12 protein-coding genes and 1 pseudogene are annotated in these 14,461 nt (G+C 70.4%); all 13 read left to right on the top strand.

The window, feature by feature from the left end:
• Window positions 1-159: pseudogene (locus HOV77_RS25845) on the top strand (dihydroorotase); the annotation flags it as partial.
• Window positions 156-1,262 carry a glutamine-hydrolyzing carbamoyl-phosphate synthase small subunit gene (carA, locus tag HOV77_RS25840; protein ID WP_290866009.1) on the top strand — a complete coding sequence of 369 codons (1,107 nt, stop codon included), beginning with the start codon at window positions 156-158 and terminating at the stop codon, window positions 1,260-1,262. The pseudogene HOV77_RS25845 and the gene carA, both read left to right, overlap by 4 nt.
• Complete coding sequence (gene carB / locus HOV77_RS25835; RefSeq protein WP_290866007.1) at window positions 1,262-4,588, top strand: carbamoyl-phosphate synthase large subunit; 3,327 nt, start codon at window positions 1,262-1,264, stop codon at window positions 4,586-4,588. Before carA ends, carB begins: the two co-directional genes overlap by 1 nt.
• Complete coding sequence (locus HOV77_RS25830) at window positions 4,585-5,706, top strand: quinone-dependent dihydroorotate dehydrogenase (RefSeq protein ID WP_290866005.1); 1,122 nt, start codon at window positions 4,585-4,587, stop codon at window positions 5,704-5,706. Before carB ends, HOV77_RS25830 begins: the two co-directional genes overlap by 4 nt.
• Window positions 5,696-6,991, top strand: a complete 1,296-nt coding sequence (locus HOV77_RS25825) for an adenosylmethionine--8-amino-7-oxononanoate transaminase (RefSeq protein WP_290866003.1) — start codon at window positions 5,696-5,698, stop codon at window positions 6,989-6,991. Before HOV77_RS25830 ends, HOV77_RS25825 begins: the two co-directional genes overlap by 11 nt.
• Window positions 6,992-7,039: 48 nt before the next feature.
• The gene (gene pyrF / locus HOV77_RS25820; protein ID WP_290866001.1) at window positions 7,040-7,873 is read left to right on the top strand and encodes an orotidine-5'-phosphate decarboxylase; all 834 of its coding nucleotides are present in this window, start codon (window positions 7,040-7,042) and stop codon (window positions 7,871-7,873) included.
• 232 nt (window positions 7,874-8,105) lie between these two features.
• Entirely contained in the window at window positions 8,106-8,423 is a 318-nt protein-coding gene (gene mihF, locus HOV77_RS25815) for an integration host factor, actinobacterial type (RefSeq protein WP_253762238.1), read from the top strand.
• Between the two features lie 187 nt (window positions 8,424-8,610).
• Complete coding sequence (gene gmk, locus HOV77_RS25810; protein ID WP_253762239.1) at window positions 8,611-9,207, top strand: guanylate kinase; 597 nt, start codon at window positions 8,611-8,613, stop codon at window positions 9,205-9,207.
• A gap of 31 nt (window positions 9,208-9,238) precedes the next feature.
• On the top strand, window positions 9,239-9,508 hold the full coding sequence (gene rpoZ, locus HOV77_RS25805; RefSeq protein ID WP_290865997.1) for a DNA-directed RNA polymerase subunit omega: 270 nt from the start codon (window positions 9,239-9,241) through the stop codon (window positions 9,506-9,508).
• 37 nt (window positions 9,509-9,545) lie between these two features.
• Entirely contained in the window at window positions 9,546-10,751 is a 1,206-nt protein-coding gene (coaBC, locus tag HOV77_RS25800) for a bifunctional phosphopantothenoylcysteine decarboxylase/phosphopantothenate--cysteine ligase CoaBC (protein WP_290865995.1), read from the top strand.
• Between the two features lie 124 nt (window positions 10,752-10,875).
• A complete protein-coding gene (gene metK, locus HOV77_RS25795; protein ID WP_290865993.1) occupies window positions 10,876-12,066 on the top strand; it encodes a methionine adenosyltransferase in 1,191 nt (396 codons plus the stop codon).
• A gap of 81 nt (window positions 12,067-12,147) precedes the next feature.
• Window positions 12,148-14,076, top strand: a complete 1,929-nt coding sequence (locus HOV77_RS25790; RefSeq protein WP_290866013.1) for a primosomal protein N' — start codon at window positions 12,148-12,150, stop codon at window positions 14,074-14,076.
• Between the two features lie 116 nt (window positions 14,077-14,192).
• Complete coding sequence (locus HOV77_RS25785; protein ID WP_290865991.1) at window positions 14,193-14,456, top strand: hypothetical protein; 264 nt, start codon at window positions 14,193-14,195, stop codon at window positions 14,454-14,456.
• The last annotated feature ends 5 nt before the right edge of the window (window positions 14,457-14,461 follow it).

Genomic DNA, 14,461 nt, shown 5'->3' with positions numbered 1-14,461 from the left:
ACTTTGATCGATCCGCAGGCCCGGTTCACCGTCGATCCGGCCGCGCTCGCCAGCCTCAGCGCCAACACCCCGTACGCGGGGATGGAGCTGCCCGGCAAGGTGATCGCGACCTTCCTGCGGGGTAAGCGCACCGCTCTCGACGGGAAGGCAGCAGCATGAGTGAAGCCATTCTGGTACTTGAGGATGGCCGGACCTTCCGTGGCGAGGCGTTCGGCGCCGTCGGGGAGACCTTCGGCGAGGCCGTGTTCAGCACGGCGATGACCGGTTACCAGGAGACGCTGACCGACCCGTCGTACCACCGCCAGGTCGTCGTGCAGACCGCGCCGCACATCGGCAACACCGGCGTAAACGATGAGGACGACGAATCCGACCGCATCTGGGTCGCCGGTTACGTCGTGCGGGACCCGTCTCGGGAGGCGTCGAACTGGCGCTCCACCGGCGAGCTGGAGGACCGGCTCAAGGCGGAGGGGATCGTCGGCATCGCCGGAATCGACACCCGGGCGCTGACCAGGCACCTGCGCGACCGCGGCGCGATGCGGGTCGGCGTGTCCAGTGTGGACCTCGACGCCGACTCACTGCTGACGAAGGTACGCAGCAGCCCGCAGATGGTCGGGGCAGATCTCTCGAACGAAGTCAGCACCCGTCAGGCGTACCAGGTGGACGCCGAAGGCGAGCGGCTCTTCACCGTCGCGGCGCTGGACCTGGGCATCAAGCGCAACGTGGCGCGGCGCTTGGCCGCGCGCGGCGTGACCACCCACATCCTGCCGGCGACCTCGTCACTGGAGGACCTGCTGGCGGTGCAGCCGGACGCGGTGTTCTTCTCGCCGGGGCCGGGCGATCCCGCGACCGCCGACCACCCCGTGGCCCTGGCCCAGGAGGTCATGCGCCGCCGGATTCCGCTGTTCGGCATCTGCTTCGGCAGCCAGATCCTCGGCCGCGCGCTCGGCTTCGGCACCTACAAGCTGGGGTACGGCCACCGGGGCGTCAACCAGCCGGTGATGGATCGCACCACCGGCAAGGTCGAGGTGACCAGCCACAACCATGGCTTTGCGGTCGACGCGCCGCTGGATCGGGTGGTGGACACCGAGTTCGGCCGGGTCGAGGTATCTCATGTCTGCCTGAACGACAACGTGGTCGAGGGGCTGCGGGCGCTGGACGTGCCCGCCTTCACCGTCCAGTACCACCCCGAAGCGGCGGCCGGCACGCATGACGCCGACTACTTGTTCGACCGCTTCAAGCAGCTGATCGAAGGGGCCAACTGATGCCGAAGCGCGAAGACCTGAAGCACATCCTGGTCATCGGCTCCGGTCCGATCGTCATCGGCCAGGCCTGCGAGTTCGACTACTCCGGTACGCAGGCCTGCCGCGTCCTGCGGGCGGAGGGCATCCGCGTCTCGCTGGTGAACTCGAACCCCGCGACGATCATGACCGACCCCGAGTTCGCGGACGCGACCTACGTCGAGCCCATCACGCCGGACTTCGTCGCGAAGGTGATCGAGCGGGAGCGCCCGGACGCGATCCTGCCGACGCTGGGCGGGCAGACCGCGCTGAACACGGCGGTGGCCCTGCACGAGGCGGGCGTGCTGGAGAAGTACAAGGTAGAGCTGATCGGGGCGAACATCGACGCCATCCGGCGCGGTGAGGACCGCCAGCTGTTCAAGGAGATCGTGGCGCGAGCGGGCGGCGACGTCCCGCGTTCGCGGGTCTGCCATTCGATGGACGAAGTCCGCGAGACCGCCGCCGACTTGGGTCTGCCGGTGGTCATCCGGCCGAGCTTCACCATGGGCGGCCTCGGCTCGGGCATGGCGCACAGCGACGAGGACCTCGAGCGCATCGCCGGGAGCGGGCTGACCGCTTCCCCGGTGCACGAGGTCCTCATCGAGGAGAGCGTGCTCGGCTGGAAGGAGTTCGAGCTGGAGCTGATGCGCGACAAGCACGACAACGTCGTGGTCGTCTGCTCCATCGAGAACCTCGACCCGATGGGCGTCCACACCGGAGACTCGGTGACGGTGGCCCCAGCGATGACGCTCACCGACCGTGAGTACCAGGTCATGCGGGATCTCGGCATCGCGGTGCTGCGGGAAGTCGGCGTGGACACCGGCGGCTGCAACATCCAGTTCGCGATCAATCCCGAGAACGGCCGGATCGTCGTCATCGAGATGAACCCGCGAGTGTCGCGGTCGTCGGCGCTGGCGTCGAAGGCGACCGGCTTCCCGATCGCGAAGATCGCGGCGAAGCTGGCCATCGGCTACACCCTCGACGAGATCCCCAACGACATCACCCTTCAGACCCCGGCCGCGTTCGAGCCCTCGCTGGACTACGTGGTCGTGAAGATCCCGCGGTTCGCCTTCGAGAAGTTCCCCGGGGCCGACCCCGAGCTCACCACCACGATGAAGTCCGTCGGCGAGGCGATGAGCCTGGGCCGCAACTTCACCGAGGCGCTCGGCAAGGCGATGCGGTCCATGGAGACCAAGCAGGCGGGCTTCTGGACCGTCAAGGATCAGTTCGCCACGGCGGAGGAAGCGCTGGCGGCGCTGAAGATCCCACACGACGGGCGGCTCTACACGATCGAGGCGGCGCTGCGCCTGGGCGCGACGATCGAGCAGGCCCACGAGGCCAGCGGGGGAGTGGACCCGTGGTTCCTCACGCAGATCGCATCGCTGATCAAGCTGCGGGAAGAGGTGGAGAGCGCGGCGGTGCTGGACGAGGCCCTGCTGCGGCGGGCCAAGCGCGCCGGGTTGTCCGACCGGCAGCTGGCCGCCCTGCGTCCGGAGCTTGCCGGCGAGGACGGCGTACGCACGCTGCGTCACCGGCTCGGGCTGCGCCCCGTCTACAAGACGGTGGACACCTGTGCGGCCGAGTTCGCGGCGAAGACGCCGTACCACTACTCAAGCTATGACGAGGAGACGGAGGTCGCCCCGAGCGACCGCCCGAAGGTGCTCATCCTCGGCTCCGGGCCGAACCGGATCGGCCAGGGCATCGAGTTCGACTACTCGTGCGTGCACGCCGTCATGGCGCTGCGCCAGGCCGGGTTCGAGACCGTCATGGTCAACTGCAACCCGGAGACGGTCTCGACCGACTACGACACCGCCGACCGCCTCTACTTCGAGCCGCTGACCTTCGAGGATGTCCTGGAGGTCTGGCACGCCGAGAACACCTCGGGAACCGCCGAGGGCGGGCCCGGCGTCGTCGGTGTGATCGTGCAGCTCGGCGGGCAGACGCCGCTCGGCCTGGCCAAGCGGCTCAAGGCGGCCGGCGTACCGATCGTCGGGACCAGTCCCGAGTCGATCCACCTCGCCGAGGAGCGGGGCGCGTTCGGTGCGGTGCTGGCCCGGGCGGGCCTGCGCGCTCCCGCGCACGGCACCGCGACGTCCTTCGAGGACGCCAAGAAGATCGCCGACGAGGTGGGCTACCCCGTCCTGGTGCGGCCGTCGTACGTGCTCGGCGGGCGCGGCATGGAGATCGTCTACGACGACGACACGCTGCGGGACTACATCGGCCGGGCGACCGACATCTCGCCGGAGCACCCGGTGCTGGTGGACCGGTTCCTCGACGACGCCATCGAGATCGACGTGGACGCGCTCTGCGACGCCGACGGCGAGGTCTACATCGGCGGCGTCATGGAGCACATCGAAGAGGCCGGCATCCACAGTGGTGACTCCTCGTGCGCGTTGCCGCCGATCACGCTGGGCGCCTCGCACCTGAAGGTCGTCCGCGACTTCACCGAGAAGATCGCCCGCGGGGTCGGCGTACGGGGGCTGCTCAACGTGCAGTACGCCCTCAAGGACGACGCCCTCTACGTGCTCGAGGCCAACCCGCGCGCGTCGCGTACGGTGCCGTTCGTCTCCAAGGCGACGGCGGTCCCGCTGGCCAAGGCGGCCGCCCGGATCATGCTCGGCGCGACCATCGCCGACCTGCGGGCCGAGGGCATGCTCCAGGCCACCGGTGATGGCGGTCAGCTGCCCGAGCACGCCCCGATCGCGGTCAAGGAGGCGGTGCTGCCGTTCAAGCGGTTCCGCACCCCGGCCGGCAAGGGCGTCGACTCGCTGCTCGGCCCGGAGATGAAGTCCACCGGCGAGGTCATGGGCATCGACACCGCCTTCGGCCAGGCGTTCGCGAAGTCGCAGGCCGCGGCGTACGGGTCGCTGCCGACCACCGGCAAGATCTTCGTCAGCGTCGCCAACCGCGACAAGCGCGCCATGATCTTCCCGGTCAAGCGGCTGGCCGACCTCGGCTTTGAGATCATCGCGACCGAGGGCACCGGCGAGGTGCTGCGGCGGCACGGCATCAGCTGCGAGGTGGTCGGCAAGCACTACGCCGGCGACCAGCGCGACGCCCTCTCGCTCATCGGCGCGGGCGAGGTCAAGCTCGTGATCAACACTCCGCAAGGCTCGGGGGCCAGCGCGCGGTCCGACGGCTACGAGATCCGGTCGGCCGCGGTCGCGGCCGACATTCCGTGCATCACGACGGTTCCCGGGGCCGCGGCGGCGGTGATGGGCATCGAGGCGCTCATCGCCGGAGACATGAGGGTACGCCCACTGCAGGAGCTGCATCTGTCACTTCGTCCGGAGTTGGGAGCCGAGCTGTGAGCTTCTTCGAGTCGTTCGTACGCCCGGCGCTGTTCCGGATCGGCGGAGGCGACGCCGAGGCGGCCCATGAGGCGACCCTCCACCGGCTGGCCGGCATGACCGGGCGGCACCGGGTGCTGGAGTCGCTGCGCCGCCGGTATGCGGTCGCCGCGCCGACCCGGGTGTTCGGGGTGGACTTCCCGAACCCGGTCGGCCTGGCCGCCGGGATGGACAAGAACGGGGTCGCGCTGCCGGCCTGGCCGGCCCTGGGCTTCGGGTTCGTCGAGGTCGGCACGGTGACGGCGAAGGCGCAGCCGGGCAACGACAAGCCCCGGCTGTTCCGGGGGCAAGACAGCGAAGCCGTCGTCAACCGGATGGGCTTCAACAACGAAGGCGCGATGGCGCTGGCCGGGCGGCTGACGGCGTTGCTGGGCGAGCCCGCCCGTCGGCCGAACGTCCCGGACACCCCGGCGACCCTGATCCGCACCCGTACGCCGGGCGACCTGCCCGCCCTGGCCGGTCCGCTGGGGCTGCGCGCCCCGCTCGGCATCAGCCTGGGCAAGTCGAAGATCACGCCACTGGAGGAGGCGGTCGACGACTACGTCTACAGCCTCCAGCTGCTGCGGGCGTACGCCGATTATCTGGCGGTCAACGTGTCGTCGCCGAACACGCCGGGTTTGCGGGAACTGCAGGACAAGGGGCATCTGGACGAGCTCCTGACCGCCCTCGTACGCGAGGCGCAGGGCACGCCGGTGCTGGTGAAGATCGCGCCCGACCTGAGCGACACCGCGATCGGCGAGGTCTTGCAGGTCTGCGCCGATCGGGGAGTCGCCGGGCTGATCGCGACGAACACGACGCTGGGCCGGGACGGGCTCGCCCCGGCCGACGCCCGGCTGGCGGCGGAGACGGGCGGGCTGTCCGGCAAGCCGCTGACCGAGCGGGCCCGCAAGGTGGTGTCCTTCGTGCATACCGAGACCGGCGGCAAGCTGCCGATCATCGGGGTGGGCGGGGTCATGTCGGCCGACGACGCGACCCGGCTCTTCGACGCCGGGGCCAGCCTGGTCCAGCTCTACACCGGCTTCATCTTCCACGGTCCGGGCCTGGTCCGGGCGGTCGCAACGGCGGCTCATGGACGCTGAGGCCCTCCTCCGGCTGGACCGCCGGCACGTCTGGCATCCGTACAGCTCCGTCCCAGGGCGGGTGGAGCCGCTCGTCGTGCGGTCGGCGTCGGGCGTACGCCTGACCCTGGCCGACGGCCGTGAGCTGGTGGACGGCATGTCGAGCTGGTGGTCGGCGATCCACGGCTACCGGCACCCGGTGCTGGACGCCGCCCTGGCCGAGCAGGCGGGCCGGATGAGCCATGTGATGTTCGGCGGGCTCACCCACGAACCCGCCGTACGCCTGGCACAGACCCTCGTCGAGATCACGCCGCCGGGGCTGGAGCACGTGTTCCTCGCCGACTCCGGCTCGATCAGCGTCGAGGTCGGCATCAAGATGGCGTTGCAGTACTGGCGGTCGCTGGGCCATCCGGCCAAACGCCGTCTGCTGACCTGGCGCGGGGGCTACCACGGCGACACGTTCCACCCGATGAGCGTCTGCGACCCCGAGGGCGGTATGCACAGCCTCTGGGGCGACGTGCTGCCCCGGCAGGTGTTCGCCGGCCTGCCCCCGGAGACGTTCGAGCAGTCCTACGTGCACGAGCTACGGTCCGCCCTGATCGCATCGGCCGACGAGGTCGCGGCGATCATCGTCGAACCGCTGGTCCAGGGGGCCGGCGGGATGCGGTGGCACCATCCGGCGTACCTGCGGGTGCTGCGGGAGCTGGCCGACGAGTTCGGGGTGCTGCTCATCTTCGACGAGATCGCGACCGGCTTCGGGCGTACCGGCCGGTTGTTCGCCGCCGACCACGCGGACGTGACCCCGGACATCATGTGCGTGGGCAAGGCGCTCACCGGCGGCTACCTGACGCTGGCGGCCGCTTTGTGTACGCCGGAGGTGGCCGAGGGAATCTCCCGTGGGGAGGTGCCGGTGCTGGCACACGGGCCCACCTTCATGGGCAATCCGCTCGCCTGCGCCGTCGCGAACGCCTCGCTGGGTCTGCTGCTGTCGGCCGACTGGTCCGCCGAGGTACGCCGTGTCTCCGCAGCTCTGGAGGCCGGCCTGGCCGGTGCCCGGGACCTGCCCGGCGTACGCGACGTGCGGGTGCTCGGGGCCATCGGGGTGATCCAGTTGGATCACGACGTTGCGATGGTTCCGGCGACGGCGGCTGCCGTGGCGAACGGCGTGTGGCTGCGTCCCTTCCGCGATCTGATCTACACCATGCCGCCGTACGTGACCTCCGACGCGGACCTCGCGCTGGTCACCGGTGCGATGACGGCCGCTGCGGCGGCTTCTCATTCAGCCTTCGCACAGCAATCGTTCTGACTTTGTCCTGATTTTGCCGTGATTTCCTCGTGATTCGGAGCGCACCTGATGGAACCTTTCGGCTCTCGTCTGCACCAAGCCCTGGCCAAGCGCGGCCCGCTGTGCGTCGGCATCGATCCCCATGCTTCGCTGCTGGCCGCGTGGGGCCTGAGTGACGACGTGAACGGTCTCGAACGGTTCACCCAAACGGTGGTAGAGGCCCTGGCCGAACGGGTGGCTGTCTTTAAACCGCAGGCTGCTTTCTTCGAGCGGTTCGGCTCGCGTGGCATGGCCATTCTTGAGTCAACTATCCGACAGTTGAGGGATGCCGGAGCCCTTGTCTTGCTGGACGCGAAACGCGGTGATATCGGTTCGACGATGGCCGCGTACGCCGACGCGTACTTGAATCCATCGAGTCCAATCTATGTAGATGCGATCACCGTCAGCCCGTTCCTCGGATTCGGATCGCTGCGCCCGGCGCTCGACTCGGCCGCCTTGCACGGTGGTGGGGTATTCGTCCTGGCCCTTACATCGAACCCCGAAGGATCGCAGGTCCAGCAGGCCCGGACGGCCGATGGGCGTACCGTCGCTCAGCTGATGCTGGACGAGATTTCGCAGGTCAACGCGGGTGCGCAGCCGCTGGGCAGCATCGGCGCGGTGGTCGGGGCGACGGTCGGGCGGACCGGCGCGGACCTGTCGCGGACCAACGGCCCGTTCCTCGTTCCGGGGCTCGGCGCACAGGGTGGCGACCCCGCCGGACTCCGCGAAATCTTCGGCGACTCCATCGACGCCGTCCTTCCCTCGTACTCCCGTGAGGTACTCGCGGCCGGTCCGACGGTGAAAGGGCTGATCGACGCTACTGAGCGGTCGCTCAGCGCCTGCCGCAGCGTGTTGCACGGGTGACCCGTGACGCCACTCACGGCGTAACCATTTTGTGATCATGCGTGGTGACGTTGCCGAAAGCGGCTCTGACCGCTAGTTTTCCCCGCGACTGGAAACCACAGGCGTCACCGTAGGTGACACGTGACCCAGGCACAGGCAAAACGTCGTCCGTCCCACCCGGGGCGGACGTGCAGACCAACGAACGAGCGGTGGGTCGACCCCTCGACCGCCGCGTGGGACCTGAGGAGAACTGGTGCCGCTCCCCACACTGAGCCCCGAGCAGCGCGCTGCCGCGCTCGAGAAGGCCGCTGAGATTCGCAAGGCCCGGGCCGAGCTGAAGGAACAGCTCAAGAAGGGTCAGACCACGCTGGACGCGGTGCTCAGCCGCGCTGAGGCCGACGACGTCGTCGGCAAGCTGAAGGTGTCGGCGGTGCTGCAGTCGCTGCCCGGCATCGGCAAGATCCGCGCCACGCAGATCATGGAGAAGCTGAAGATCGCCGACTCCCGCCGTCTGCGCGGTCTCGGTGAGCAGCAGCGCAAGGCTCTGCTCGCCGAGTTCTCCGGCAACTGAGCACAGTGAGACCCAAGGCCGCCGCCCGTTCGCGGGCGGCGGCCTTGTGCGTGCCCGGCGGCCGTCCAGCCGGCGAAGCTGTGATCTGTGACGTGATCTGTGCCGGGGTAACGCGACAAGATCAGTAGCGTTGGGTAGAAAGGGACTCAACGACGCTGCCCGTTCAGCCATCTGGCGAGGAGAAGAAGTGACCGACGTATCCCGACCGCCGGCCCGCCTCACCGTGCTGTCCGGCCCGTCCGGGGTCGGCAAGGACAGCGTGATCGAGTGGATCAAGCCACGCGCCCCGTGGGTGTGGTTCTCCGTCTCGGCGACCACCCGGAAGATGCGCGACGGCGAGGTCGACGGCATCCACTACCACTTCGTGAACCGGGCCCAGTTCCGCCATCTGGAGGCGTCCGGGCAGCTGCTGGAGTGGGCCGAGTTCGCGGGCAACCTCTACGGCACGCCGCGCGCGGGCGTCGAGGCCCGGCTCGACCAGGGCATCCCGGTGCTCCTGAAGATCGACATCCAGGGCGCGCGCCAGGTCCGGGCGGTCATGCCCGAGGCTCAGCTCGTCTTCCTGGCCCCGCCGAGCGTCGAGGAACTGCACCGGCGGCTCCGCGGCCGGGGCACCGAGGACGAGGAGACGATCCGCCGCCGGCTGCTGCACGCCGACGAGGAGCTCGCTTCGCAGAAGGAGTTCGACGTCACCGTCGTCAACGACTCGGTCGAACGCGCTGCCGACGAGTTGCTAGGATTACTCGGTTCACGACAGCTCGCGCCGATCCGGGCGCACGGCTGACAAATCAGACAGTTTTTCTAGGGACGTGAAAGTGGCCGCAACCGTCGCCAACCCAGAGGGCATCACCAACCCGCCCATCGACGAGCTGCTGGAGAAGACCACCTCGAAGTACGCGCTGGTCATCTTCGCGGCGAAGCGCGCCCGGCAGATCAACGCGTACTACTCGCAGCTCGGCGAGGGCCTGCTGGAGTACGTCGGCCCGCTGGTGGAGACCACCCCGCAGGAGAAGGCGCTGTCCATCGCCATGCGCGAGATCAACGCCGGCCTCCTCGTCGCCGAGCCGACCGGCGAGACCGCCTGATCCGGCGGACCGCAATCCGGCAGAACAGAGCCCGACGGTGAGCAGGGTCGTCCTCGGCGTCAGCGGCGGCATCGCCGCGTACAAGGCGTGTGAGCTGCTGCGCCTGCTCACCGAGTCGGGTCACGAAGTCCGGGTCGTGCCGACCGAGGCCGCTCTGCGGTTCGTCGGCTCGCCGACCTGGGAGGCTCTGTCCGGCCACCCGGTCGCGACCGGAGTCTTCACCGACGTCCCCGAGGTGCCGCACGTGCGGCTCGGGCAGACGGCCGATCTCGTGCTGGTCGCCCCGGCGACCGCCGATCTGCTCGCGAAGGCGGCCCACGGGCTCGCCGACGACCTGCTGACGTCCACATTGCTCACCGCCCGCTGCCCGGTCGTGTTCGCGCCGGCCATGCATACGGAGATGTGGGAGCACCCGGCCACCGCCGACAACGTCGCGACGCTGCGACGCCGTGGGGCGATCGTGATCGAGCCCGCCGTCGGCCGTCTCACCGGCGCCGACTCCGGCAAGGGCCGGCTGCCCGACCCGGCCGAGATCTTCGCCGTCGCGCGGCGGGTGCTCGCGGGGCGTACCGGGGCCGACCTGGCCGGACGGCACGTCGTGGTCACCGCGGGCGGCACCCGGGAACCGCTCGACCCGGTCCGCTTCCTCGGCAACCGTTCGTCCGGCAAGCAGGGGTACGCGTTCGCCACGGCCGCCGTCGCCCGCGGCGCGAAGGTCACGCTGATCGCGGCCAACGTGGCGCTGCCGACCCCGGCCGGGGTGGAGCTGGTCCGGGTGGGCAGCACCGCCGAGTTGCGCGATGCCGTGCTCGCGGCGTCCGGGATCGCCGACGCGATGGTGTTCGCCGCCGCGCCTGCCGACTTCCGTCCCGCTCAGTACGCGGAACAGAAGATCAAGAAGGCGGCCGACGGTTCGGCGCCCACCCTGGAGCTGGTCACCAACCCCGACATCGCCGCCGAGGCGGGTGCGGCGAAGCGGCCCGGCCAGGTGCTGGTGGCGTTCGCCGCGGAGACGAACGACGCGTTGGACAACGGCGCGGCCAAGCTCGTCAAGAAGCGGGCCGACCTCATCGTGGTCAACGAGGTCGGCGCGGACAAGGTCTTCGGGGCGGACGACAACGACGTCGTCGTGCTCGGGGCGGACGGATCCACGACAGCGCTCGGGCGGCGTCCCAAGGAGGATGTCGCCGACGCCGTCTGGGACCTCGTCCTGACCCGCTGGTCTGCGAAGACGGACGGATGAAGTCCGAATTGTGAACACTCGGCCGGTCGGCTGATTCGCGTACGCGCTGGTTGACTAGACTGCCGCGATAACTTGCATTCGTTGAACACCTTGCCGTAGGCAAGCGGACCGTTGAGGGAGCACTGTGGCACGCCGTCTCTTCACCTCCGAATCGGTCACGGAGGGTCACCCCGACAAGATCGCCGACCAGATCAGCGATGGCATCCTCGACGCGCTGCTGACGCAGGACCCGCGGAGCCGGGTCGCCGTCGAAACCCTGATCACGACGGGCCAGGTGCACGTCGCGGGTGAGGTGACTACCAAGGCGTACGCCGACATTCCGACGATCGTGCGCGAGACCATCCTGGGCATCGGCTACGACTCCTCGAAGAAGGGCTTCGACGGCGCGTCCTGCGGCGTCAGCGTCTCGATCGGGTCGCAGTCGCCGGACATCGCGCAGGGCGTCGACTCGGCGCTGGAGCAGCGTGAGGGCGGCCACGATCTGCTGGACTCGCAGGGCGCCGGCGACCAGGGCATGATGTTCGGCTTCGCCTGCTCGGAGACGCCCGAGCTGATGCCGCTGCCGATCGCGCTCGCCCACCGGCTCGCCCGGCGGCTCGCGGCGGCCCGCAAGGACGGGGTGATCCCGTACCTGCGCCCGGACGGCAAGACTCAGGTCACCATCGAGTACGACGGGCTCAAGCCGGTCCGGCTGCACACCGTCGTCGTGTCCTCGCAGCACGCCCCGGACATCTCGCTCGAGTCGCTGCTGACTCCAGACGTCCGCGAGCACGTCATCGCGCCGGAGCTCGACAGCCTGGGCCTGGACACCGAGGGCTACCGCCTGCTGGTCAACCCGACCGGCCGCTTCGAGATCGGCGGCCCGATGGGCGACGCCGGCCTCACCGGCCGGAAGATCATCGTCGACACCTACGGCGGCTACGCCCGCCACGGCGGCGGCGCGTTCTCCGGCAAGGACCCGTCCAAGGTGGACCGTTCGGCGGCGTACGCGATGCGCTGGGTCGCCAAGAACGTCGTGGCGGCCGGGCTGGCCGAGCGGTGCGAGGTGCAGGTGGCGTACGCCATCGGCAAGGCGCACCCGGTGAGCCTGTTCGTCGAGACGTTCGGCACCGAGGTCGTCCCGGTCGACCGGATCGAGAAGGCCCTCAACGAGGTCTTCGACCTGCGTCCGGCCGCCATCATCCGCGACCTGGAGCTGCTGCGCCCGATCTACCAGCAGACCGCGGCGTACGGTCACTTCGGCCGCGAGCTGCCCGAGCTGAGCTGGGAGCGGACCGACCGGGTCGCCGACCTGAAGTCCGCGGCGGGGGCGTGACCTCCTTCGTCGTAGCCACCTGGTAAACCAGGTGTCGTGACGAGCAAGACCAAACGCAGCGACCGGCAGCCCGCCGAAGGGTTGCCGGTCGCTCGCGTCTGCGTCGACGTGCCGCTGCCGCACCTCGACCGGCCGTTCGACTATCTGGTCCCGGCCGACCTCGACGCGTCGGCACAACCGGGGACCCGGGTCAAGGTCCGGTTCTCCGGCCAGCTCGTCGACGGCTGGCTGCTCGACCGGGTCGAGCACACCGAACTGGACCGGAAGCTCGCGTACCTGGAGAAGGTGGTCTCGCCGGAGCCGGTGCTGCGCCCGGAGATCGTCCAGCTCGCCCGGGACATCGCCGATCGGTACGCGGGCAGCCTGATCGACGTCCTCCGGCTGGCGGTGCCGCCCCGGCATGCCGCCGCCGAGAAAGCGCCGCCCAAGACCCCTTCGCCGCCGGTGAAGGCCGAGATCTCGCGGGGCTGGGGCCACTACACCGCCGGGCAGGCGTTCCTCCGGGCGCTGGCCGACGGCAAGTCGCCGCGCGCCGTCTGGTCGGCGTTGCCCGGTGAGCGCTGGCCCGACCGGATCGCCGCCGCGGTGGCCGACACGCTGGCCGGCGGCCGGGGCGCGGTGGTGATCGTCGCCGACTATCGGGACTTGGATCGGCTCGACGCCGCGCTGACGGCGGCCCTCGGTGGGAACGACCGGCACGTGGCCCTGTCGGCGGCGCTGGGACCGGCCGAACGGTACAAACGCTTCCTGCGCGCGAGCCGGGGCGAAGTTCAGGTGGTCATCGGGACCCGGGCGGCCGCCTTCGCCCCCGTACGCGACCTGGGCCTGGTCGTCATCTGGGACGACGGCGACGACCTGCACGCCGAACCCCGGTCGCCTTATCCGCACGCGCGCCAGGTGCTGCTGAGCCGGGCGCAGCTGTCCGGCTGTGCCGCCCTCGTCGGCGGCTTCGCGCGTACGGCGGAGGGGCAGTTGCTCGTCGAGACCGGATGGGCGAAGGAGATCACCCCGTCGCGGGAGACGTTGCGGGTGCTGTCACCCCGGATCGTCACCGCCGACGACCGTCAGCTGGCCCGGGACCCGGGCGCGGTCGCCGCCCGGCTGCCGAGCGTGGCCTGGGAGGCCGCCCGCGAGGCCATGCGGGCCGGCGCGCCGGTGCTGATCCAGGTGCCCCGGCGCGGTTATGTGCCCTCCGTGGCCTGCCAGGAGTGCCGCGAACGGGCCCGCTGCTCCCGCTGCTCCGGCCCGCTGGCCCTGCCGGGCAACGCCGGTCCGCCGGTGTGCCGCTGGTGCGCCCGCCCGGCCGCCGACTACACCTGCCCTCGCTGCGGCGCGCGACGGCTACGCGCTGCGGTGACGGGCGTCCGGCGTACGGCGGAGGAGATCGGCCGGGCGTTCCCCGACATCCCCGTACGCACCTCCGGCGGCGAGTCGGTGCTGGCGACCGTTCCGGCGGAGGCGTCGCTGGTCCTCGCCACACCCGGGGCCGAACCGGTGGTGGACGGACCCGGCTACGGCGCGGTGCTGCTGCTGGACACCTGGGCGCTGCTGACCAGAGCCGACCTACGGGCCGCCGAGGAGGCGTTACGGCGCTGGATGGCAGCGGCCGCGCTCGCCGTCCCGGCCGGCAAGGGCGGCAAAGTCGTCGTGGTGGCCGACGGCTCGTTGGTGCCCGTCCAGGCGTTGCTGCGCTGGGACGCCGCCTGGCTCGCCGAACGAGAACTCGCCGATCGGCGCGCGCTCGGGTTCCCGCCCGCCGCCCGGATGGCGTCGCTGACCGGAGCACCGCCCGCCGTCGCCGAGCTCACCGAGACGGCCGATCTGCCGCCCGGCACCGAACAGCTGGGTCCGCTGGAGATCGGGGAGGGCTCCGAGCGCCTGCTGCTGCGCGTACGCCGATCGGAGGCGGCCGCGCTGGCCCATGCGCTGCACGCTGCCGCGGGAACGCGGAGCGCCCGGAAGTCGGCCGACCCCGTCCGGGTTCAGCTCGATCCGCTGGAACTTCTCTGACGCTGTCGCCCCGGTGTCGCCCGGTCGAGGTCGGCTGGCCGACATCGGCGCGCCCCCAATTGCCGCACGCTGAGCGGACGCCGGTGACGAAGGCGGGTGGGTGAGAGGAGCCGGCCGTGGCCGAGGGCATTCCGGTCTGGGAGACGGCGTGGAGCGTACGCGAATTCGCGCCGGACGAGGTCATCGAGGAGGTCTCCTGTCAGCCGGTCGACAGCCTGAACGACGGGCTGAACTGGCAGGGCAACCGGATACCCACGGATGAGGACTTCGAGATCGCGGCCATCGGGCGCGGGGTGCCCGGCGACGGCGGCCCCGACGACGTGGACGAGGACCCCGAGGCCCCGGCGGGAGAGGCGGCCGAGACCGATGCCCCGGCGTGACGCGT

It is taken from the genome of Hamadaea sp. (assembly GCF_013362815.1).
In the GTDB taxonomy this organism is placed as follows: domain Bacteria; phylum Actinomycetota; class Actinomycetes; order Mycobacteriales; family Micromonosporaceae; genus Hamadaea.
This window is presented reverse-complemented; position numbering and strand designations above follow the sequence as displayed.

Bases quoted from the DNA above. Each gene is read 5' to 3' on its own strand.
- pyrF (WP_290866001.1), top strand. From the start codon at position 7,040: ATGGAACCTTTCGGCTCTCGTCTGCACCAAGCCCTGGCCAAGCGCGGC.
- carB (WP_290866007.1), top strand. From the start codon at position 1,262: ATGCCGAAGCGCGAAGACCTGAAGCACATCCTGGTCATCGGCTCCGGT.
- HOV77_RS25825 (WP_290866003.1), top strand. From the start codon at position 5,696: ATGGACGCTGAGGCCCTCCTCCGGCTGGACCGCCGGCACGTCTGGCAT.
- carA (WP_290866009.1), top strand. From the start codon at position 156: ATGAGTGAAGCCATTCTGGTACTTGAGGATGGCCGGACCTTCCGTGGC.